This window comes from Tessaracoccus flavus, assembly GCF_001997295.1.
Taxonomy (GTDB): Bacteria; Actinomycetota; Actinomycetes; order Propionibacteriales; family Propionibacteriaceae; genus Arachnia; species Arachnia flava.
On sequence record NZ_CP019605.1, the window covers coordinates 2,426,413 to 2,447,749 of the forward strand.

Below are 21,337 nucleotides of genomic sequence, written 5' to 3' on the forward strand. Positions count from 1 at the left end.
GGGCGACCCCCCTCATTGCAGGGGCGTCCCTTGGTGTTATAAGCCGCCGCCCGGAGCCCAGCTCGGCTAGGTACTTCGCGACGTCGAGCCCGACCCTGCGTACGCTGGCCTCACGTTCGCCACCCCCGGGCGCAGACAAACGATGGGCCGCCGCGGTGGGCGGCCTGTCCTGGATCATGGCTACCGTTCGCCGAGGAGCTCCGCGAGCCAGTGATGGATCTGCTTCAGCTGATACGTGGTGCCACCCTCGTGCCCGTTGAACGGGTAGACCTCGATCGCCTTCTCCCCCGCGTAGTGGTGGTAGGCCGCGTAGACCGTCGACGGCGGAGTGATCTGGTCCATGAGCCCCACGGAGAACAGCCCGGGCATGGTCGCCCGAGCGGCCATCGACATTCCGTCGAAGTACGACAGGGTCCGCATCACCTGGCGCTGCCGCTGAGGGTACGACGCCAGGTAATCGGCGACCTCCTTGTAGGGGTAGGCGTCGGTCAGGCCGATGGCCCTGGTGAAGTGGCACATGAAGGGCACCTCGGGAGCGCAGCCCGCGATCTGCACGCCACGAAGCTGGGCCAACCCGGCCACCGCCAGCGCCATCGCGCCGCCCTGGCTGCCACCGGTGACGAACAGCCTCCCGGCGTCCACCCGATCGTGGCCGGCGGCGGCCTCGGCCAGCCGCACGGCGTCGACGAACAGGCGTCGGTAGTAGTAGCCCTCGGCGTTGAGGACCCCTGCGGTCATGAAGCCGGGCACGCTGCCCGACGTCCTGAGCCCTGGGTCCTCGCTGCCGAGCTTGGTGCTGCCATTGCGCCACCCTTGGCCCCGCGCGTCGATCACGAACTGCGCGTAGCCGCCGACGGCGAACTGGATGTTCTCGAACGGCATGCCGCGGCCCATGGAGTAGCCGGTGTACTGCACGACGGCGGGCAACGGCCCGTCGACGCCGTTGGGCAGCGCCAGCCAGCCGTACACCCGGTGACCGTCGAAGCCGCGCCAGCTGATCTCGAAGGCGTCGAGCACTGTGAGGTGCGTCTCGACGGGCTCGCACGTGAAGTCGAGCGGGCCGGCGCCGTGCTCGTCGAACGTGCGGGTCCAGAACTCGTCGAAGTCCGCGGGCTCGTCGAGGTCGGGTGCGTAGCTGGCCAGCTCAGCCGGCGAGAGGTCGAAGAATGCCATGCGCTCAGCCTAGGGAACCCAGGGAGATCGTCGGCAGCAGCACTCGGCCCTCCGCCACTTCGCGCACGTCACCGGTCAGCGTGAAGCCGCCGGCAAGCGGCAGATCCTCGCTGCTGGAGCCGACCTTGACCTCCATCGCGCCGGGCTCGACGATGCGGGTCTTGTCGAGGCCGGTGAAGCTCATCAGGTCGGTGTGCAGGCCGAATGTCACCGTGCGCGACTCCCCTGCCTCCAGCGGCACCTTCACGTACGCGACGAGCTGCTTGAGCGGGCGGACCACCTGGCCGGTCAGATCCGACAGGTACACCTGCACCACCTCGGCACCCGCCCGGTCGCCCGTGTTCGTGACGGTGGCCGTGACGGTCAGTTCGCCGTCGGTGGTGACCTCGTCGGCGGAGAGCTCGAGGCCGGAAACCTCGTAGGTGGTGTAGGAGCGGCCGTGGCCGAACGGGAAGAGTGGCCTCGGGTCCAGATTGGACACGCCGTCGGAGAACCAGCCCAGCGGGGGCGCGATGTAGGTGCCGGGCTGGCCACCCGGGTGGTCCGGGATGCCGACGGGCAGCTTGCCGACGGGGTTCACGCGGCCGGAGAGGACCCCGGCCATCGCCATGCCGCCCTCGGCGCCGGGCATGAAGGCCTGGACGATGGCGGCCGCACGGTCGGCGAACGCGCCGAGCGAGTACGGGCGACCCGAGACGACGAGCAGCACCGTTGGCGTGCCGGTGTCGAGGACGGCCTCGACGAGGGCGGCCTGCGCGCCGGGCAGGCGCAGGTCCACAACGTCGCACCCCTCTCCGGAGGTGCCGTGGCCGAACATCCCGGCCTTGTCCCCCACGGCGACGATTGCCACCTCAGCAGCCTTCGCGGCCTCGACGGCGGCGGCGATCCCCGAGGTGTCGGGGTCGAGGATGGGCACACCCGCCTCGACGGCCACCTCGGCGTCGGCGAACTCCGCGCGGACGGCGTCGGCGAGCGTGACCATGTCGAGGCCGGTGCTCATGTCGGGATGGCGCTGCATGACGTGGTTGGGGAATGAGTAGCAGCCCAGGAACGTCAACGCGTCGGAGGCGATGGGGCCGACCAGCGCGATCTTCTCGGCTCGCAGCGGAAGCAGTTCCTGCTCGTTCGCCAGGAGGACGATGGATTCCTCCGCGACCCGGCGGGCGATGTCCCGGTTGCGGGGGCTGTCGAGGTCGGTGGCCGCACCGGCCGTCTGCGGATCCCAGTCCGGATCCAGCAGCCCGAGCTTCGCCTTCTGCAGCAGAACCCGCCGCGTGGCCTCGCGCAGCTCGGCCTCGCTGAGCAAGCCCCTGTCGATGGCCTCGGCCAGGTGCCCGAAGGCGCCGGTCTCGGGCAGCTCGACATCCATGCCGGCGCGCAGGCTGAGCGCGCCCGCCTCGGTGAGATCGTCGACGACGCGGTGCATGCCCTGCAGGAAGCTCACAGACCAGTAGTCGGACACGACGGTTCCGGTGAAGCCCCAACGCTCGCGCAGCACGTGGGTGAGGAGGTGACGGCTCGCTGCGGCCGGGACACCGTCGAGGTCCGAATAGGAGTTCATGACGCTGGCGACTCCCCCCTCCCGCACGGCCATCTCGAACGGCGGGAGAAGGATGTCTTCAAGTTCGCGCGTCCCGATGCTGACCGGCGCGTGGTTGCGCCCTGCCCGGGAGGCCGAGTAGCCGACGAAGTGCTTGAGCGTGGCGTCGACGCCGGCGCCCTGGAGCCCGCGGACATAGGCGGCGCCCAACGAGCCGACCAGAAGCGGGTCCTCGCCGATGGTCTCCTCCACGCGGCCCCAGCGGTAGTCGCGCACCACGTCGAGGAGCGGGGACAGGCCCTGGTGCACGCCGAGCGCAGCCATGTCCTGCCCGATAGCGGCCGCCATCTCCTCGATGAGATCCGGGTCGAAGGTGGCGCCCCAGGCAATCGCGGCCGGGTAGACGGTGGCCCCCCATGCGGTCAGCCCGGTCAGGCACTCCTCGTGCGCGATGGCGGGGATGCCGAATCGGGAGCGCTCGACCACCTGCGCCTGGAAGCGCGCGAGGTTCGCCACTCCCTCCTCGACGGCCACCGGCGCACTGCCGAAGACGCGGGTCAGGTGGCCGAGCCCATCCCGGCTGACCTCTTCGAACTCCCCGCTCGACATGACGGATTCCATGGGCGCGACCTCGCCGCCACCCTCCTTGCGCTCCTTGGGCCGGGGCCAGAACGCGCCGAGCTGACCCGCCATCTCGGCTGTGGTCATCTCGTCGAGCAGTGCCTCCACGCGCTCGTCGAAGGGTCGGTCGGTCTGCTCCCAGAGGTTCATGTCAGCTCCATCGCCGTTGATCTGATGTGTCGCGTCCCTCGACGCGGTGGTTACGAAAACGTTATCGAAAACGTTTGACAACCACGATTCCAGAGTACATCATTAGTCTCACGGCACAATCAAATGCTGCAAAGTCAAAGTTGACTAGGAGGAACCACGATGAAGAAGGCCCTCATCGGAACGGCTATCGCCGCTCTGATCCTTACAGGATGTGGCGGCGGTACCACAGATACCCCCACCACAGGAGCCGAGACCCCGGCCACCGGCGGCGAGACCACGTCTGCCACCGAAGCACAGGAGCCGGTGACCCTGAGCTTCTGGCACAACGCCACCACCGGGCCCGGCAAGGCCTACTGGGAGGAAACCACGGCCGCGTTCTCCGAGGAGCACCCGAACGTCTCCTGGGAGATCCAGGTCATCCAGAACGAAGACATGGACGGGCGCCTCCAGACCGCGCTCAACGCCGGCGACGCGCCGGACCTGTTCATGGCCCGCGGCGGTGGCAAGCTCGCCGACATGGTGGCGGCCAACCAGATCATGGACGTCACGGACAAGCTCTCCGAGGAGACCAAGGCTGCCTACGGCGAGGGTGTCGTCAACACGTTCAACGTCGACGGCAAGATCTACGGTCTGCCCACGTCGCTGCTGCCCGGCGGCATCTTCTACAGCAAGGATCTGTTCGAGCAGGCCGGGATCGAAGGCACCCCGGAGACGATCGACGAACTGAACGACGCAGTCGCCAAGCTCAAGGAAGCGGGCATCTCGCCCATCGCGCTTGGCGGCAAGGACGCCTGGCCTGCAGCGCACTGGTACTACTTCTTCGTGCTGCGTCAGTGCAGCCAGGAGACCATCGAGGGCGCCGCTGCCCAGGACTTCAGCGACCCGTGCTGGCTCGAGGCCGGCCAGAACCTGAAGGAATTCGCCGACACCGAGCCCTTCAACCAGGGCTTCCTGACGACGTCCGCCCAGCAGGGCGCCGGTAGCTCCGCAGGCCTGTTGGCCAACAAGCAGGCCGCCATGGAACTCATGGGTGCCTGGAACCCCGGCGTCATCGCATCGCTCACCCCCGACGAGCAGCCGCTGCCCGACCTCGGCTGGTTCCCGTTCCCCGCCATCGAAGGCGGCGAGGGTGACCCGACCGCGATGATGGGTGGCGCTGACGGCTACTCCTGCCACATCGACGCTCCTGAGGTCTGCGCAGACTTCATGAACTTCTACGCGGAGAAGGAGCAGCAGGAGGGTTACGCAGAGGCGTTCAACACGTTGCCTGCAAATGCGGAAGCTGCTGAGGCTGTCAGCGATCCCGCCCTGCAGGACATCCTCGGCGCCTACTCGGACGCCGCCTACATGACCGTCTGGCTCGACACGATGCTCGGCCAGAACGTCGGAAACGCCCTCAACGCAGGCGTCGTCAACATGCTCGCCGGCCAGGGCACCCCCGAGGACATCGTCTCCTCGGTGGAGTCCGCAGCCGCCAAGGGCTGACACGGAGGCTGGTCGTGACTGACCCCACTACTGCTCGGGCCGGCGCCATCACGGCGTCGGCCCGAGCCGGTCGGCCCCGTGTAGGACGGGCGGATTGGCTGAAGCGCGGGGAGATCATTCTCCTCGCCGGGCCAGCGATCGTGATGTTCTCAGGCTTCGTCATCTTCCCCGTGTTCATGGCCGCCTACTACGGCTTCTTCCGGTGGAAGGGCTTCGGCCCGCCCACCGACTTCATCGGGCTTCAGAACTACGTGACGATCCTCACCGATCAGCTCTTCCTGTCGGCGATGCAGCACAACGCCTTCATCGTCGTGCTGTCGCTGGTCATGCAAGGCCCCATCGCGATCGCGTTCGCGCTGCTGCTCAACCAACAGATCAAGGGCCGCTCGCTGATCCGGGTGCTCATCTTCGTGCCCTACGTCATCGCCGAGGTCATCGTCGGCACGGGCTGGGGACTGATGCTACAGACCACCGGCGCGGTGAACGACTTCCTCGGCAAGATCGGGCTGGAGTCGCTCCAGGCCGACTGGATCGCCGACCCGAAGATCGCCATCTGGACCCTGATGGTCATCATCTCCTGGAAGTACATCGGCTTCGCGGTCATCCTCATGCTCGCGGGCATGCAGGGCATCCCCGACGAGCTCTACGAGGCAGCGGCTGTCGATGGTGCGTCCTACTGGCAGATCCAGCGTTCAATCACGCTCCCCCTGCTGGGACCCACCATCCGCATCTGGGCCTTCTTGTCCATCATCGGCTCACTGCAGCTGTTCGATCTGGTGTACATCATCTGGGGCCAGTACGTTGCGGACACCGCGGGGACCTCCACGATGGCCACGTACATGGTCCGCGAGGGCAGGCTCACGGGTAACTACGGCTACGGCAACGCAGTCGCCGTCGTCATCTTCCTCATCTCCCTGGTGATCGCGCTCACCTATCAGCGCTTCGTGCTGCGCCGCGACACGGAAGGGGCCCTCACCGAGAAGCCCGGAAAGGACAAGTTCTGATGTCCCAGGTCGCTCTCACCTCCCGCGGCAGGAAGGCTCGCCGCCCCTACGGTGGCACCAGCCGCAAGTCGTCCGTGCCGTGGGGCAAGCCCAGCGTCTACCTCATCGCCACCGTCCTGATCGCGATCTGCATCGGGCCCGTGCTCTACATCATCCTGGGCGGGTTCCGGAGCAACGCGCAGATCACCACTGATCCGTCCGGGATGCCCAACCCCTGGGTGTTCAGCAACTACACCGAAGTCCTGACCGCCGGGACGTTCTGGCAGCAGTTCGGAAACTCGGTGATCTCCGCCGTGCTCACCACCGTGGGCTGCGTCTCGCTCGCGCTTGCCGCCAGCTACGTCATCGCCCGCTACAACTTCCGTGGCCGCAACGCCATGTTCTCGCTGTTCGCGGCCGGTCTGATGTTCCCGATGACCGTGGCGATCACGCCGCTGTACATCCTCATCCGGTCCCTGGGGCTCACGAACACCCTGGCGGGCATCATCCTGCCCCAGATCGGCTTCGCGCTCCCGGTCACCGTCATCATCCTGGTGCCATTCCTGCGGGCCATCCCGAAGGAGATCGAGGAGGCCGCGATGATCGACGGCTCCGGGCGCGTGGGATTCTTCTTCCGCATGGTGCTGCCGCTGTCGCTGCCGGGCGTCATCACGACGGGCATCCTCGCGTTCATCGGGGCATGGAACAACTACATGCTGCCGTTGTTCATCCTCAGCGATCCCGCGAAGTACACCCTTCCCCTGGGCGTGCAGGCGTTCGCCTCGCAGTACTCCGTCAACACGGCTGCGGTCCTCGCGTTCACGTCGTTGTCCATGCTGCCAGCGCTCCTGTTCTTCAGCGTCTTCGAGCGCCGGATCGTCGGCGGCCTGACCGGTGCGATCAAGGGCTGACGGCGGCGGGACTATCCGACGGAGTGCGAGATGCGCAGAGTGACCATCACCGATGTGGCGCGGGCGGCCGGGGTGTCCGTCTCGACCATCTCGAAGGTGATGAATGGCCGCGACGGGATCGCCCCCGCCACCCAGCTCCGTGTCCAACGGGTCATCGACGAGTTGGGTTACGTCGGCAACGTGGGGGCGCAATCGCTGCGCGCCCGCCGAACCGGCGTGATCGGGGTGCTGGTGAGCCAGTTCGAGCCATACTCGGCCGAAGTCCTGAAGGGCATCGGCCGGGCCGCTGAAGGCACCGAGCACGAGATCATGGCCTGGGCCGGCGCCTCGCACAATCCCCACGCCCCCACGGGATGGGAACAGAAGCTGCTCGGTCGATTGGCCGGCAGCCTCATCGACGGAGCGATCATCGTCACCCCCAGCGTCGCCGCCGACTCCGGAACCTTTCCCGTGGTCGCGGTGGACCCGCAAGAGGCGCTCCCCACCATCCCCTCCGTCGCAGTCGACGACGAGGGAGGGACCCGCTCCGCAGTCCGGCATCTGATCGAACTGGGGCACTCGCGCATCGGTTACCTCGGTGGACGCGACGACCTGGCCTCGGCGGCCGCCCGTGAACAGGGATTCCGCGCTGCGATGGCCGAGGCCGGCCTCGTCGTGGACGAGTCGCTGGTCCAGGTGGGCGACTACTCCGGAGTGGGCGCTGTACTCCCGGCCGCAGCATTGCTCGACCATCCAGAGCGTCCGACGGCCATTGTGGCGGCCAACGACGTCTCCGCAATCCAGGTGATGACGGCGGCGGCGTCGCGCAAAATGGTGGTACCGGACGACCTGTCCGTCGTCGGCTTTGACGACGTCCCCGAAGCCTCGTGGCATGTGCCGGGCCTCACGACGGTCGCCCAGCCACTGCGGAGCATCGGGGCCCTGGCGCTCAAGACGATGCTCGAACTGCTGGCCGGCCGCGATCTCGACGAGCCGCACCTCCGCCTCCCCACCCACCTGGTGGTGCGCGGGTCCACCGCCGCCCTTCGCGGCTGAGCGAGGGTCTGCAGAAGAAACGGAAACGGGACCGCCCAGCGTGGGCGGTCCCGTTTCTCTCAAGAGGTCAGATCAGGTGCGGGGGTTGCCGTCGAACTTGTCCTTGACGTCCTCCACGGCGTCAGCGAATCCACCCTTGGCGTCAGCGTGCTTCCGGTCGGCGGCGTCCTTGACGTCGTCGGCCATGTCGTTCACGTTTGCCTCGATGCGGTCCTGCTGACCGTCGCGACGGAGATCTTCGTTGTCGAATGCGTCCCCGAGACCTTCCTTGGCCTTGCCAACGGTCTCCTTGACTTCATCACCGAAACCCATAGTGCCTCCTAAAAGCTAGGTTGAACGGACCTTCAGGTTAGGGGCAAAGCAGGCCATTGCCTAGGGGTTCGACCAATCTCACCCTTTGGGGTGCCTTTCTCACCGGCTGCTTTCCGTCAGCGAATGACTGGCCCGGACGCCACTCCGAAGAAGGAAACGCCAACGGGCGGAGGCGAACGCCAACCGGGAAGCGAAAACGCCAACCGTTCGCCGGAAACGGGTGCCACGACTTGTACGCCGACCTCGGCCACCCCTTGAGGTCGACGGCCGGGACAATGATCAGTCCGGGCCACCTCATACGTGGCCCGGACTGGACACGTCACTTCTATCGTCGGCTGGGACATGGGGCCCGCAGCGACACGCCCTTCCCACAACCGGACAGCGCACCTTTACTTGTCAATTCCGACACGCCGACGGGACTGGGATGTTTGCATCAATATCGCGAAAGCCCTTGCGGGTCCTGCAGGAGAGGAGTAGACATCTCTTACGCACTCCCCGGAGTGCGGAGGACAGTCAAACCACCGTCCCTACCTTCTTTCGATAGTTGGAAGGGCTCGCAGGCGGCGAGCGGACGGCACGGCGGATCGTCCTCGACAGAAGAGTCGCTTCTCTTCGTCACCCGGATGGGTCCTCAAAGCCCCCCTCCCAGGCTGACGTAAGTCGCCGGGACCGTCGAGACGAGACGGTGGGGCCGCGATCCCATCCAGACCTGCGGGGTCGTCCCCCACGGGTCAACCGGGAAGGAACAGCTCTTCTTCCTCCGTTTCACGGGCTGCGGCTCGTGGGTCCGCCGGGCGAGGCGGACGGAGAAATACCCGAGCGTCCTTCCAGATCCGCGAGGTCGCCCTCCGCGAATCACCCCTAGGGGGCCCGAGCAACTCATACTTGTTCGGGCCCCCGCCTTTTCGCTGTCGCCGTCGTCAGTTGAGTGCGGTCGGGGTTCCCTAGGATCGGGTCATGTCAGCAGAGCGTCTCAAGGTCCTCCTCCCCTCCAGCCTCCCCTTGGATCCGCAGCTCCCGCCCGGCGTCGAGGCGATCGCCTACGACCCCGAGCAACCGGTGCCGGTGGAGCACCGGGACGCCGAAGTGCTCGTGGTCTGGGGCAACCGCGGTCGGCACCTGCGTGAGGCCGCCCAGCACATGCCAAACCTCCGGCTGGTCCAGGGTCTGATGGCGGGCCCCGACCAGCTGCTCCGGGTCGGGTTCGGCCCGGACGTCACCATCTGCTCAGGTGTCGGCCTGCACGACCAGACCGTTTCCGAGCACGCGCTCGCCCTCGTCCTGGCGCTCGTCCGGCGCGTCCCGCAGTCCCTCGCCGCCCAGCGCGAACACCGGTGGGCCACCGAGTTGGCCGGCGCGCAGCCCTTGCGCCCGGCAGGTCCCATCACGACGATGCTCGACGCCCGCGTCCTGATCTGGGGGTTCGGCTCCATCGGCACGACGCTGGCCCCCCTCCTGGCCGCCATGGGGGCAACGGTCACCGGGGCCGCCAGGTCGGCCGGTGAGCGCGCAGGGTTCCGCGTCGTCGACGATTCCGGGCTCGCCGCCGAACTGGCGCGCACAGACATCCTCGTCATGCTGCTGCCGGCCTCAGAGCACACTGAGAACGCACTGAACGCCGAGCGCCTGCGGCAGCTCAAGCGCGACGCCTACCTCGTCAACGTTGGCCGCGGCGTCACCGTCGACGAAACGGCGCTCCTCGACGCTCTGGCTTCGGGTCGCCTGGGCGGGGCCGCGCTGGATGTGATGCAGACCGAACCACTCCCGCCTGACTCCCCGCTCTGGGATGCGCCGAACGTCCTGCTGACGCCCCACAACGCCGGAGGGCGTCCAGTGGGTGTCGACGACCTCATTGCCACGAACGTCCGGGCGCTGCTCGCTGGGGGAGCCTGCGCAACGTCGTGGCCTGACCGCCCTGCGACTATCGAGCGCCAGGGGTCGTCGACCGGCGGATCTGGTGGCGTAGTCGCTGTCAGATCTGACGGCCGAGCGCCTATCAGCTGCTCAGCATCACCTGTCCGCCGGTGACGGGGACGGCCTGGCCGGTCTCGTAGGCCTGCTCGACGATGTAGTACACCGCCCGCATCACATCCGCGCCTGTGGTGCCGCGACGCAGCGGCACCTTCGACTCGTAGAACTCGCGCACCTCGTCGACCGTCGTGGCGCCGGGCACCTTGCCGGAGCGCAGGTACTGCACGAACAGCCCCTTGTCGGGGTCGGACCACAGCGGGCCGTCGTAGAAGTTGCCGGGGCAGATCGCGTTGACCTTGACTCCGTGCTCGACGAGCTCCAGCGCGAAGCTCTGCACCAGGCCGAGCCCGCCGAACTTCGAGCCCGCGTAGGCGCCGTTCTTGTTCGAGCCGGTCAGCCCGGACTTGGAGTTGATCTGGATGACGTCGGTGAGCCAATCGGGGGCCGTGCGGTGCTGGGCAGCCAGCAGCCGGCCGAGGTGCTTGGTGACGAGGAAGAACGCCGTGTAGTTGATGTCGGTGGTCAGCGCGAACGACGACAGGTCCTGCTCCAGCACGCTTCCGGCGCGCACGATCCCGGCGTTGGACACCACCAGGTCGAGACCGCCGGTGGTCGCCGCGATCTGTTCGGCCATGGCCTGCACCGACGCCTCGTCGGCCACGTTGACGGTGATCGCCGCGGCGCGGTGATCGCCCACCTCGGCGGCCAGTGCGGATGCGCCGTCGCCGTTCAGATCGGCGATGTAGACGAACGCGCCGGAGTCCACCAGCCCGTGGACGATCTCCGCGCCGAAACCCTGCGCCCCACCCGTGACCACGGCCACCTTGCCCGACACGACGGCCGAGCGGGAGGCCGCGCTACGCGCCTCGGTATCCCGGGCACCCGGTAGACGGTTCACCTCACCGAGGGTGCGCACGGAGAACGCGACCTGTTCCTCACCCACCTCGACGACGACCCCACCCGGCAGCGGAAGCTCGGCTTCGGCGAGAGCCGCAGGCAGGTCGTCGGCGCTGCCTGCCCGAACCTGCGCCGGTGACTCCCCACCCCCGGGCGTGTGCGAAACGAGCACCGGGGCGCCATGCCGGGCGAGGTAGGCGCCCCGCACCAGCGGCGCGATCTCCAGCAACGTCATGACCCAGACCCCCGCAGACGTTCGGCCGCCTCGACGACGGTGAGCCCGTCACGCACCAGCGCGCGGCCGAGCTCCGCGTAGCGGCCCACCCGATCCACCAACGCCAGCGACGCCACCGGCGAGTCGGGCGCGAACAGGCCCAGGCTGCCGTCGAGGTCGGCGAGCTTCTCGTGCGCGACCAGCGCCCAGGTCGCCTCGTTCAGATGCGCGAGCTCGGAGCGCTGCAGTTCGGGGCAGTTGAACTGCTGCCGGGGGGTGTTGATGTCGACGCCCGACACCTCGACCATGCCGTGCTCTCGCGCAAGCTCGGCGATGCGGGCCATCTGCTCGGGGGTGTTGCGCGGGGGCATGTAGGTGACGGCCGGCATCCCGAGCCGCTGCAGCTCGCCGAACAGCTCCTCGAGGAAGTCGTCCTCGAACTTCTCCGCCTTCTTATCGCCCGTCGGCGACGCGGTCACGTCGCCCAGGTAGGCGTAGGCCGGGATCGCGTCGATCTCGCGGGCGAAGGCGACGACCTCGGCCATCGTCGGGCACTCCGTGCGGTCCGGCACAACGTAGATCTGGTCGAGGAACTCCGCCTTCATGACGCCGAGGAGGTCGAACGTGAGGTGCGGGTTGTCCTCGTCGGCGAGCCTGTCGGCCAGCGCGCCTGACGGGTTCAGCCCCATCTCCCGCAGCCCGTCCACCAGGGACTCACCCCTGCCGAAGCGTGCGATCAGCATGCCGGCCATGGCCGCGAGCAGGTGCCGCTCAGTGATCGTGCCCCCGGCGAGGAACTGCGACCGACCGACGATGTGGGTCTCCAGGTCGATCAGCTCCGCGCCGAGCGGTTCCAGGATGGCGTTGGCCCGATCGACCATCGCCGCAGTCCGCCGGAGCCGCGCCTCGCGGATGGGCTTGAGGAAGTCGGCGACGGCGTCGCGGGAGCGGGCAGGGATGGCCTGGACCGTCATGTAGGCGATGCCGGCGGTGTCGGGGTTGTTGAGCTTGCGGTCGTGGAGCGGGGCGGTGCCCTGCTCCACCTCCTCGGCCGAGTACAGATACACCCGGCACTCGAAGCCGGTGACCGACCCCATGCCCAGAAGTGCGGCGGCCGCGGTGAGTTCACCGGCGGCCGCTGCCGAGTCGTGGTCGACCGATCCCACCACCATCAGCCCGGCCTCCCGCGCCTTGAGCGCCGCCATAGCGGGGGTGTACGGGCTGAAGCTGTAGATGGTGTGGACGTGATTGTTCGACTCGGTGACGAAGTCGGGGAACTGCGGCTTACCGGCGAGGTAGTCCTGCAGAGCCGCTACCCGCTCGCCGGGAGTCCGGGTGGGTTCGTTGATCGTGCGCATCGAAGTCCTTCTTCAGCTCGGTCAGAGACCATGGCGCCAGCGTCGAGCGAGCTCGCCGTTGGTCTGCGTGGTGGTCGGGGTGTGGTCCCGCAGCGGCAGGATCTTCTCGTGGATGGTGTCGAGGAGCCACTCCACCTGGGGGAAGTACTCGTCCTCCAGTTCGGCGGCGGGCGTGATCGCGTTGCGCGACCCCACGACGACGACCGGCGCGTCGAGGTGGTCGAAGGCCAGCTCCTGCACAGACGAGGCGACGTTGTGGAGGAACGAACCGCGGTTGACGGCGTCGGTGGCCAGCACGAGGCGGCCGGTCTTCTTCACCGACTCGACGATCGGGTCGAGGTTGAGGGGCACCAGGAACCGCAGGTCGATGACCTCCGCGGACAGGCTGTACTTCTTCTCCAGCACCTCGGCGGTCTCCAGGACGGGGTAGAGCGTCGGGCCGATGACGGCGAGCGTCAGGTCCTTGCCTTCGCGGCGGACCACCGGTTCGCCCTCGGGCACCTCGTAGTAGTCGGCCGGGACGCCGTCGGTGACGAACTGCTCGCCGATGTCGTAGAGCTTCTGGGACTCGAAGAACATCACCGGATCGGTGCCCCGCAGCGCGAGGTTCATCATGCCCTTGGCGTCGTAGGGCGTCGCCGGGTAGTAGACCTTGAGCCCCGGCATGTGCGCGGTGAGCGCCGACCAGTCCTGCGAATGCTGGGCGCCGTACTTGGCGCCAACCGAGACACGCATGACCAGCGGCATCTGCAACAGGCCACCGGACATGGCCTGCCACTTCGGGGCCTGGTTGAAGATCTCGTCGCCGGCGCGGCCGAGGAAGTCGCAGTACATCAGCTCGACGAGCGCGCGGCCGCCTGACAGGGCGTAGCCCACGCCCGCGCCGATGATGGCGGCCTCGGAGATGGGCGAGTTGAACAGCCGGTGGTAGGGCAGGAGCTCGGTGAGGCCGCGGTAGACGGCGAAGGCGCCGCCCCAGTCGCGGTTCTCCTCGCCCCAGGCGGCCATCGTCGGGTCGGTCGCGAAGCCGTGGGCGACGGCCTCGAACAGCGCGTCGCGGTAAGAGAAGGTCTTCGCCTTCGAGACGGGCTTGCCGTCCTTGTCCTTGTAGTAGCGCGCCTTGCCGGCGAGCGACTTCACACGCGCGTTCTCCTCGAGCGGCTGCAGCAGCTCGGGCTCGCGGGTCTCGTCGAGCGACGGCTTGTTGCCACCGGAGTACATCACGGTCTCGATGAAGTCCATGTGCACGCGCGGCGACACGTCCTCCCCCTGAGTGGCGAGCGCGATCACCTTGGTGAGCCGCTCGTCGAACTTCGCCTGCATCGCGTCGACGTCGTCGGAGGTCAGCACGCCGTTGTCGATGAGGTAGGCGGCGTAGTTCTTCAGGCCGTCGTGCTGCTCCCAGAGCTCGACCTCCTCCTTCGAGCGGTAGCTCGAGGCGTCGGACGGCGAGTGGCCGGAGAAGCGGTACGTGATGGTGTCGGTGAGCACCGGGCCGCGGCCCGACTCGAGAATCTTCCGCTTGCGGGCGACGGCGTCGGCAACGGCCAGCGGATTGAGGCCGTCGACGCGCTCGGAGTGCATGGCCTCGGGGTTCACGCCGGCGCCGACGCGGGCGAGGATGTCGTAGCCCATCGTCTCGCCGGAGGTCTGGCCGCCCATGCCGTAGAAGTTGTTGAAGAAGTTGAACCAGATCGGGGGGTTCCCGCCCTTGTCCCAGAGTGTGCGGTACTGATCCATCGCCGCGATCATCATGGCCTCCCAGACGGGGCCGCAGCCCATCGAGGCGTCGCCGATGTTGGCGATGACGATGCCCGGCTGCTCGTTGATGCGCTTGAACATCGCCGACCCGGTGGCGATGTCTGCCGACCCGCCGACGATGGCGTTGTTGGGCATCGAGCCGAAGGGGGCGAAGAAGGCGTGCATGGAGCCGCCGAGGCCGCGGTTGAAGCCGGCGCTGCGCGCGAAGGTCTCCGCCACCGTGCCGTAGACGATGAAGTTCTCGGCCAGGTCGGCGAGATCGTCGTTGCTGACCCGCTCCGCGAGACCCAGCGTCTCGCCGTCGAGGAACTCCTTCATGATCCTCTCGAGCTCGGCGGGGTCCAGCTTGCGGGCTGCCGAGAAGCACTTGGCGAGGATCTCGCCGTGGCTGCGGTGGGAGCCGAAGACGAAATCGGTCGGGTCCAGCTGCGACGCCTGCCCGACGACGGCGGACTCCTGCCCGATGGACAGGTGCGCCGGGCCGCGGTGGTTGTACTCCACGCCGTTCCAGGCTCCGGTGGTCTTGATCGAGTTGAGCATCGTCTCGAACTGACGCACGGCGATCATGTCGTGGAGGATGTCGATGAGACCCTCCTTCCCGTGCGTGGCCAGTTCCGCCTCGAAGTCGGGCTGGTACTGGTTGACCGGGATGCTCGGGGCGGTGATGGCCGACGTGGAGCGGACGTTGCTCGGGTCGACGACGAGATTGCGGGGCATGTGGGGTGTCTCCTCTTGACTTTCTCAGACCTGGGCGGCCCAGGCCGCCTCTCGGATGAGTTCGCTGACGGTGGGGTGGGGGTAGACGACCTGGCGGAGGTCGTGGATGCTGAGTTCGGTCTCGAGCACCACGGAGGCGCCCCAGATCGTTTCGGACGCGTAGGTGCCGAGGACGTTGACGCCGAGCACCTGGCCCGTGGTGGAGTCGTAGACCAGCTTGCAGGCCCCGGGTGCCTTGACGCCCGCCTCGGCGACGAAACGCCCGGACAGGTAGCCGGGCACGGTCACGGTGCCGACGGCGCGACCCTCGGCCCGCGCCTGGGACTCAGTGGCCCCGATGCCGGCGGCCTCGGGGTTCGAGTACACGGCCCAGGGGATGGTGTTCCAGCGCATCCGCTCGCCGCGCAGGTGCGCGTCGGGGTCCAGGATGTTGGCCGCAGCGATCTCGCCCATGCGGTAGGCGGCGTGCGCGAGGAGCGATCTGCCCGTCACGTCGCCGACCGCCCACACGTTGGGCAGGTTGGTGCGCATCCGCTCGTCGACCACTACGCCCTTGCCCGAGTGCTCGAGGCCGGTGTTCTCGGCGCCCCAGCCCTGCACAGCCGGTCGCCGACCGACCGCCATCAGCACGACCTCGGCCTCGACGGACTGCTCGGAGCCGTCCTTTGCCGAGTACCGGACGACGCCGCCGTCGATGGCGGTGACCCTGGACTCCAGCTGGAACGAGACGTCGGCCAGTCCTTTGCGGAGCTGGGCGGCCAGGTCGTCGTCCATGAAGGGGACGATCTCGGGCAGCATCTCGATCACAGTGACCTCGGAGCCCAGCATCGCAAAGAGGCTGGCGAACTCCAGGCCGATGACTCCCCCGCCGATGACGGCGAGTCGGGCGGGGATCTCCTCGATGGCGAGCAGTCCGGTGGAATCGACCACCGCGGGGTTGTCCGCGGCCCCCGGGATGGGCGGCATGACGGGCACCGATCCGGTGGCCAGGATGACGTGGCGGGCTGAGTAGGTTTCCTCGCCGACGGTGACTCGCCCGGGCCCGTCGAACCTGCCGTGTCCCTTGACGACGGTGACGCCGGCCTTCTTCTCGGCCGCCCCGACCCCTCCGACGAGGGTGCTGACTGTCTTGGCTTTCCAGGCCTGCATCTCGGCCCAGTCGACGGTGATGTCCGGGGCGTGGACGCCCTGCGCCCCGGCATGCCGGGCATGGTCGTAGGTCTTCGCGGCGCCGAGCAGTGCCTTGGTGGGGATGCAGCCGACGTTGAGGCAGGTCCCGCCGAGGGCCTCGGCCTCGATCAGCAGCACCTTCTTCTTCGCGTGGCCGAGGCGCTCGGCCGCGATGTAACCGCCGGGGCCGCCACCCAGGACGATGACGTCGAAGTTCGTCTCACTCATTCGTGTCGCCTCTCTCAGCCCAGCACCGTGATGTCGATGTTCTCGACGTACTTGACCAGGTCCTGCAGGAATCGGGCCGCGTCGGCGCCGTCGATGACGCGGTGGTCGGCGGTGAGCGAGAAGCCGATGCGCTGCTCCGCCCCCACCGTGCCGTCGTCGTGGATCACGGCGCGCGGGAAGATCGCGTCGACGCCGAGGATCGCCACCTGCGGCACGTTGAGGAGCGGGGTGAAGCTCTCGATCCCGAAGCCGCCGAGGTTGGAGACCGTGAAGGTGGCACCCGCCAGCAGGTCGGGGTCGATCCTGCCGTCGATGGCGGCGAAGGCGAGCTCCTTGCTGGTGGCGGAGAACTCGCGCAGGCTCATCTGGTTCGCGTTGCGGACCGTGGGAACGAGCAGGCCGCGCGGCGTGTCGACGGCCATGCCCAGGTGGACGTTCTCGAACGTGGTGAGCGTGCCGTCGGCAAGGTGCGCGTTGTGGTTGGTGTGTTTGGCTGCAGTCTTGATGGCGGCGAAGCCCACGAGGTCGCCGATCGTGACGCCGTTCAGCCCCAGCTCCTCCGGCGAGCCCTTGAGCTTCGCGCGCAGAGCGAGCAGGCCGGCGGCGCGTGCCGTCGTCGTGTAGGTGAGCTGGGCCGAGCTGGCCAGCGAGTGCATCATGCGCTCGGCGATCACCTTCCGGACGCCCTTGAGCGGTGTCGCGGTGGAGGGTCCCGGATACTCGCGACCCGAAGCAGCAGCGGTGGCCGGGGTTGCCTCAGCGGCGGGTTCCGTCGGTGCCGCGAGGTCCCCGGTGGTGATCCGGCCGCCGATTCCGGTGCCGGCGGCGTCCGAGCCGTGCGCCCCGGCGCGGGCAGCCGCGGCCGTGGAGTTGGACAGGGCCGCGCGCACGTCGCGCTCGATCACGCGACCGCCGGGGCCGGAACCCTCGCTCACCGACGCGATGTCGAGGGAGTTGGCCTGGGCGAGCGCCCGGGCCCGCGGGCTGGAGGCCCCGGTGGCCGCCGTTCGCGGCGCATCGTCCGCTGCCGGAGCGGAGGGCTCGTCGTCGACGGCGGCGGGTTCCTCTGTGGACCTGGCAGAGCCATCGTCGCCCGCGCCCGACCAGCCGATCTCGGCGAGGGCGGCCTTCGGGTCCTCACCAGCGGCGCCGACGACGAGCAGCGGCTCCTTGACGGGCACGTCGTCGCCCTCGTCCCACAGGAGCGCGAGCACGGTGCCCGCTGCGGTGCTGGGCACCTCCATCGAGGCCTTGTCAGTCTCGACCTCGCAGACGATGGCGTTCTCGGCGACGGCGTCGCCGACCGCCACCAGCCACGACACGATCAGGCACGACTCGACGCTGTTGCCGAGCTGTGGCATGACTACGACGGTTGCCATGGGGTGTTCCTTTACCTAGACGACGAGCACGCGGGTGTGCTCTTCAAGTGATTCGACGGCGCCGGGGGGCAGTCCGTCGTCGGTGATGACGCCGGTGATCCCGGCCAACGGGAGGAAGCTGACGAAGCCGGCCTGGCCGAACTTGGTGGAGTCCGCGAGCAGCCAGGTCTCCTCGGCGCGGCCCCGCATCAGGGCCGCCACCTGGCCGCCCTCGACGAAGCGTGTGGTCAGCCCCCGCTCAGGGGAGAAGCCGTCGGTGCCCAGGAACGCGAGGCGCGCGTTGAAGTCGCCGACCGCGCGCTCGGCGAGCGGCCCCACGAACGACTCGGACTCGCGGCGGAAAACGCCTCCGGTGAGGATCACGCTGACCGACGGATTGATCCGCGCGTTGTTGAAAACCAGGGCGGAGTTGGTGACGATCTGGACACCCGCCCGGCCGGCCAGCAGTCGCGCGACGAGGGCCGTCGTGGTGCCGGCCTCGATCATGACGTTGTCGTCGTCGCGGACCATCGCCGCCGCCGCTGTCGCGATGCGCTGCTTGAGCTCGACGTTCAGCTTCTCGCGCTGCAGGATCGACTTCAGGGTCGTCGGGCGAGCCCCACCCCTGGTGCGCACGAGCATGCCCTGCTCCTCCAGCGCCCGGAGGTCGCCACGGATCGTCACCTCGGAGACGCCGAGGTCGGTGGCCAGCGCGGACACGGTGAGGGCTCCTTCACCCGAGAGGCGCGCGAGGATCGCCCCCTCGCGGTCGGCCCGGTCAACGGTCATGAGGTTTCGCCACGCTTTCGAAATGCTTGCGAAGTTCTTTCGCTACGACACGCTACCACCTTCACTCGACCTCTGCAGCGGGGCCCGCGAAAACGCGCAACGGCGGCGCAAGGGCTAGTCCGCGCACTCGGAATGACTATCTCGCCAACGAGGCTATCGAGACATCAGACCTCTCCCGTATCGTGCACCTGCCGCCTGCCGTTCGTTCCGTTGGACCACCGTGTACACGGCGACCAAGGGCGACGACGGCCGCTACGAGTTCGGCCAGGAGAACAAGTGGGTGTTCAACAACATCGTCATGTTCGGCAGCTACGGCCGCTGAGTTGAGCACCGGACCAACGGTCCGGTCCTCGTCCTGACGAGCAGGCGCCCCCCGGCGACGGGGGGCGCCTTTCGTTTGCAATCCTTGTCCGGCCCTGCGCTCCGCAATAGGCTGGCGGTGACTGCTAGGAGGCCCGCCATGACCAACCCCCGCTCGAGGCTGGCCTGCGCCTGATGCCGATCCCCACCGTCGTGCGCGAAGTCCGCGCCTTCCTCTCCGCGTCGCTGGTTCGGCCGGTGGAGCGTCAACGCGACGAGACGCCTGAGTCCCGCCGTCGTCGGCGGATCGTGGTGGGGGTGACGCTGGTCATCGGTGCGGTCGCGCTCGGCCTGGCGCTCGCCGTCCGCCCCGGCGATCCCCTGTTCTACGCCGCGACGCTCGGTGTGGCGGCCATCTGGACGGTCGGGGCGCTCGTCTCCGGCCCCCTTCACCTCGGAGAGGGGCATACGCGCGACGGCGGCCGCAGCAGAGGTGTCGTGCAGGGCATCCTGCTCGGCCTTGGCCTCATGGGCATCTTCCTGGCCGGAGCCCTCGTCGTCGAGCAGATCCCGCTGCTTCGCGGCCCGGTGCTCGACCTCCTCGACCACGCCCGGTTCGGCTCGCTGTGGGTGGTGGCGTTGGTGACCGTCATCAACGGCATCGCAGAGGAGCTGTTCTTCCGCGGCGCCGTCTACGCCTCGCTCGACAGCCGCTTCAACGGCATCGGGTCCACACTCCTGTACGCGGCCTCCACCCTCTTCTCGGGCGTGCCGCTGCTCACGTTCGCCGCGCTGTGCCTGGGACTCCTCACCGCCGCCCAACGACGGGTGACCGGCGGCGTCCTCGGGCCGATCGCCTCGCACCTGACCTGGTCGCTCGGCATGCTCTTCCTGCTCCCCCCGATCCTCACCCCTGGAGGTTGACATGACTCAACGCACCGCCCTCGTCACGGGAGCATCCGGCTACGTCGGCGCCCAACTCGTCCCGGCGCTGCTCGACGCCGGCTGGCACGTGCGGGTCCTCGCCCGCACCCCCAGCAAGCTGCAGGGCGACTGGCGCGACCTCGTCGAGGTGGCCCAGGGCGACGCCACCGACCCCGATGACGTCCGGGCCGCCCTCGACGGCGTGCAGGTGGCGTACTACCTCCTCCATTCAATGGACGGTCAGGGCGACTACCGCGAGCGCGACCGCCGCATGGCGCACACGTTCGCCGAGGCGGCGGTGGCGCAGGGAGTGGGCCGCCTCGTCTACCTCAGCGGGTTGCACCCCGAGGGACCCCTGTCGACGCACCTCGCGTCGCGGGTCGAGGTGGGCGACATTCTGCTCGCTTCCGGCGTTCCGACGGCCGTGCTGCAGGCGGGCGTCGTGCTGGGCGACGGGTCGGCGTCGTTCGACATGCTGCGGCACCTCACCGAGCGACTGCCCGTCGCGATCGGCCCGAAGTGGCTGCGCAACCGGATCCAGCCGATCGCGATCGACGACGTCGTGCACTACCTCGTCCGCGCCGCGGAGCTGGATCCGCAGGTGAACCGCACCATCGACATCGGCATGGACGAGATCCTCACGTACCGGGACATGATGCGGCGCTATGCACGCGCGACCGGGCTGCTCCCCCGGATCATCGGTACGGTGCCTGTGCTGACCCCGTGGCTCGCCTCCCACTGGGTGGGGGTGGTGACCCCGGTGGATTCCGGGATCGCTAAGCCACTCGTCGGCAGCCTCATTCACGAGGCGGTCAAGAGCGAGGACGACGCCGCCACTCTGTTGGGCGATCCTCCCGGGGGTGTGCTGGGGTTCGACGCGGCCGTGCGTCGCGCCACGGACGGGGTGGACCCCCACCGTTGGTCGCGCACCCTCTTCAAGGTGGGTGCCGGCGTTGCGGCCACGGCCGTCGCGGGCTCGCTGCTCACAGCGCCGGACAGCGCCTGGTACCGACGGCTGCGCAAGCCCGTCTTCCAGCCCCCGCCCGTGGCCTTCCCCGTCGTCTGGACTGCGCTGTACGCGCTGATCACAGTGGCGGGCACCGCGACGATCGCGGACCTCCACGAGGACGATCGCGCCGACGAGGCGCAGGGTTTCGGGAGGGCGCTGGCCGCCAACCTCGTGCTGAACGCCGCATGGAGCGGGCTGTTCTTCCGTGCAAAGAACCCGCCGCTTGCGACGGCGGGCGCTGCGGTGCTCGCCGCGTCGTCGGCCGACCTGTCGCGCCGCGCGGCCTCTGCGGGCGAGGGCAAGGCTGCGGCCTTCGGGGCCTACGCAGCCTGGTGCACGTTCGCGACCCTCCTCTCCGCCGCCGTCGCCCGACTCAACCCTTCCAGTCGGTCACCGCGGCTCCCCAAGTAGCGCGCGACCGTGAACCCGTC

The 21,337-nt window shown here is 68.5% G+C and carries 16 protein-coding genes; 7 read left to right on the forward strand and 9 right to left on the reverse strand.

The genetic code is table 11. From position 1 onward, the window contains the following. Positions 1-180 precede the first annotated feature (180 nt). A complete protein-coding gene (locus tag RPIT_RS11285) occupies positions 181-1,173 on the reverse strand; it encodes an acetylxylan esterase (RefSeq protein WP_077343279.1) in 993 nt (330 codons plus the stop codon). Between the two features lie 4 nt (positions 1,174-1,177). After that, positions 1,178-3,484 carry a beta-glucosidase gene (locus RPIT_RS11290; protein ID WP_077343281.1) on the reverse strand — a complete coding sequence of 769 codons (2,307 nt, stop codon included), beginning with the start codon at positions 3,482-3,484 and terminating at the stop codon, positions 1,178-1,180. A 159-nt stretch (positions 3,485-3,643) separates the two neighbouring features. Here RPIT_RS11290 and RPIT_RS11295 point away from each other — a divergent pair, with 159 nt between their 5' ends. The 4 genes from RPIT_RS11295 to RPIT_RS11310 are packed head-to-tail and all read left to right on the forward strand — an operon-like array spanning position 3,644 to position 7,898. Then, entirely contained in the window at positions 3,644-4,969 is a 1,326-nt protein-coding gene (locus tag RPIT_RS11295; protein ID WP_077343283.1) for an extracellular solute-binding protein, read from the forward strand. Between the two features lie 14 nt (positions 4,970-4,983). Continuing rightward, complete coding sequence (locus tag RPIT_RS11300) at positions 4,984-5,973, forward strand: carbohydrate ABC transporter permease (protein ID WP_226996260.1); 990 nt, start codon at positions 4,984-4,986, stop codon at positions 5,971-5,973. Continuing rightward, positions 5,973-6,863, forward strand: a complete 891-nt coding sequence (locus tag RPIT_RS11305; protein WP_077343287.1) for a carbohydrate ABC transporter permease — start codon at positions 5,973-5,975, stop codon at positions 6,861-6,863. Before RPIT_RS11300 ends, RPIT_RS11305 begins: the two co-directional genes overlap by 1 nt. 30 nt (positions 6,864-6,893) lie before the next feature. Then, the gene (locus RPIT_RS11310) at positions 6,894-7,898 is read left to right on the forward strand and encodes a LacI family DNA-binding transcriptional regulator (protein WP_077343289.1); all 1,005 of its coding nucleotides are present in this window, start codon (positions 6,894-6,896) and stop codon (positions 7,896-7,898) included. Positions 7,899-7,970: 72 nt separating this feature from the next. Here RPIT_RS11310 and RPIT_RS11315 read toward each other — a convergent pair whose 3' ends face one another. Then, positions 7,971-8,210: a CsbD family protein gene (locus tag RPIT_RS11315; RefSeq protein ID WP_077343291.1), complete on the reverse strand. Its 240-nt coding sequence runs from the start codon at positions 8,208-8,210 to the stop codon at positions 7,971-7,973. A gap of 957 nt (positions 8,211-9,167) precedes the next feature. On the opposite strand from RPIT_RS11315, the gene RPIT_RS11320 reads away from it, so the two are divergent. After that, positions 9,168-10,238: a phosphoglycerate dehydrogenase gene (locus tag RPIT_RS11320; protein ID WP_077343293.1), complete on the forward strand. Its 1,071-nt coding sequence runs from the start codon at positions 9,168-9,170 to the stop codon at positions 10,236-10,238. Here RPIT_RS11320 and RPIT_RS11325 read toward each other — a convergent pair. Genes RPIT_RS11325 through RPIT_RS11350 form a run of 6 tightly spaced genes read right to left on the reverse strand, consistent with a single transcriptional unit; the run spans position 10,207 to position 18,673 of the window. Next, positions 10,207-11,313 carry an SDR family NAD(P)-dependent oxidoreductase gene (locus tag RPIT_RS11325; protein ID WP_077343295.1) on the reverse strand — a complete coding sequence of 369 codons (1,107 nt, stop codon included), beginning with the start codon at positions 11,311-11,313 and terminating at the stop codon, positions 10,207-10,209. The two genes, RPIT_RS11320 and RPIT_RS11325, sit on opposite strands and share 32 nt — an antisense overlap. Then, complete coding sequence (locus tag RPIT_RS11330) at positions 11,310-12,650, reverse strand: histidinol-phosphatase (protein ID WP_077343297.1); 1,341 nt, start codon at positions 12,648-12,650, stop codon at positions 11,310-11,312. Before RPIT_RS11330 ends, RPIT_RS11325 begins: the two co-directional genes overlap by 4 nt. 21 nt (positions 12,651-12,671) lie before the next feature. Continuing rightward, positions 12,672-15,128, reverse strand: a complete 2,457-nt coding sequence (locus RPIT_RS11335; RefSeq protein ID WP_077343299.1) for an alpha-ketoacid dehydrogenase subunit alpha/beta — start codon at positions 15,126-15,128, stop codon at positions 12,672-12,674. Positions 15,129-15,152: 24 nt separating this feature from the next. After that, entirely contained in the window at positions 15,153-16,526 is a 1,374-nt protein-coding gene (lpdA, locus tag RPIT_RS11340; protein WP_077343301.1) for a dihydrolipoyl dehydrogenase, read from the reverse strand. Between the two features lie 14 nt (positions 16,527-16,540). Next, entirely contained in the window at positions 16,541-17,905 is a 1,365-nt protein-coding gene (locus RPIT_RS11345) for a dihydrolipoamide acetyltransferase family protein (RefSeq protein ID WP_077343303.1), read from the reverse strand. A gap of 15 nt (positions 17,906-17,920) precedes the next feature. Next, positions 17,921-18,673 carry a DeoR/GlpR family DNA-binding transcription regulator gene (locus RPIT_RS11350; RefSeq protein WP_077343305.1) on the reverse strand — a complete coding sequence of 251 codons (753 nt, stop codon included), beginning with the start codon at positions 18,671-18,673 and terminating at the stop codon, positions 17,921-17,923. Between the two features lie 495 nt (positions 18,674-19,168). Between RPIT_RS11350 and RPIT_RS11355 the strand changes: the two genes are divergently transcribed. Continuing rightward, the gene (locus tag RPIT_RS11355) at positions 19,169-19,897 is read left to right on the forward strand and encodes a CPBP family intramembrane glutamic endopeptidase (RefSeq protein ID WP_077343308.1); all 729 of its coding nucleotides are present in this window, start codon (positions 19,169-19,171) and stop codon (positions 19,895-19,897) included. A gap of 1 nt (position 19,898) precedes the next feature. Then, entirely contained in the window at positions 19,899-21,317 is a 1,419-nt protein-coding gene (locus RPIT_RS11360; RefSeq protein ID WP_077343311.1) for a tryptophan-rich sensory protein, read from the forward strand. The last annotated feature ends 20 nt before the right edge of the window (positions 21,318-21,337 follow it).

Bases quoted from the DNA above. Each gene is read 5' to 3' on its own strand.
- RPIT_RS11285 (WP_077343279.1), bottom strand. From the start codon at position 1,173: ATGGCATTCTTCGACCTCTCGCCGGCTGAGCTGGCCAGCTACGCACCC.
- RPIT_RS11290 (WP_077343281.1), bottom strand. From the start codon at position 3,484: ATGAACCTCTGGGAGCAGACCGACCGACCCTTCGACGAGCGCGTGGAG.
- RPIT_RS11295 (WP_077343283.1), top strand. From the start codon at position 3,644: ATGAAGAAGGCCCTCATCGGAACGGCTATCGCCGCTCTGATCCTTACA.
- RPIT_RS11305 (WP_077343287.1), top strand. From the start codon at position 5,973: ATGTCCCAGGTCGCTCTCACCTCCCGCGGCAGGAAGGCTCGCCGCCCC.
- RPIT_RS11310 (WP_077343289.1), top strand. From the start codon at position 6,894: ATGCGCAGAGTGACCATCACCGATGTGGCGCGGGCGGCCGGGGTGTCC.
- RPIT_RS11315 (WP_077343291.1), bottom strand. From the start codon at position 8,210: ATGGGTTTCGGTGATGAAGTCAAGGAGACCGTTGGCAAGGCCAAGGAA.
- RPIT_RS11320 (WP_077343293.1), top strand. From the start codon at position 9,168: ATGTCAGCAGAGCGTCTCAAGGTCCTCCTCCCCTCCAGCCTCCCCTTG.
- RPIT_RS11325 (WP_077343295.1), bottom strand. From the start codon at position 11,313: ATGACGTTGCTGGAGATCGCGCCGCTGGTGCGGGGCGCCTACCTCGCC.
- RPIT_RS11330 (WP_077343297.1), bottom strand. From the start codon at position 12,650: ATGCGCACGATCAACGAACCCACCCGGACTCCCGGCGAGCGGGTAGCG.
- RPIT_RS11335 (WP_077343299.1), bottom strand. From the start codon at position 15,128: ATGCCCCGCAATCTCGTCGTCGACCCGAGCAACGTCCGCTCCACGTCG.
- lpdA (WP_077343301.1), bottom strand. From the start codon at position 16,526: ATGAGTGAGACGAACTTCGACGTCATCGTCCTGGGTGGCGGCCCCGGC.
- RPIT_RS11345 (WP_077343303.1), bottom strand. From the start codon at position 17,905: ATGGCAACCGTCGTAGTCATGCCACAGCTCGGCAACAGCGTCGAGTCG.
- RPIT_RS11350 (WP_077343305.1), bottom strand. From the start codon at position 18,673: ATGACCGTTGACCGGGCCGACCGCGAGGGGGCGATCCTCGCGCGCCTC.
- RPIT_RS11355 (WP_077343308.1), top strand. From the start codon at position 19,169: ATGCCGATCCCCACCGTCGTGCGCGAAGTCCGCGCCTTCCTCTCCGCG.
- RPIT_RS11360 (WP_077343311.1), top strand. From the start codon at position 19,899: ATGACTCAACGCACCGCCCTCGTCACGGGAGCATCCGGCTACGTCGGC.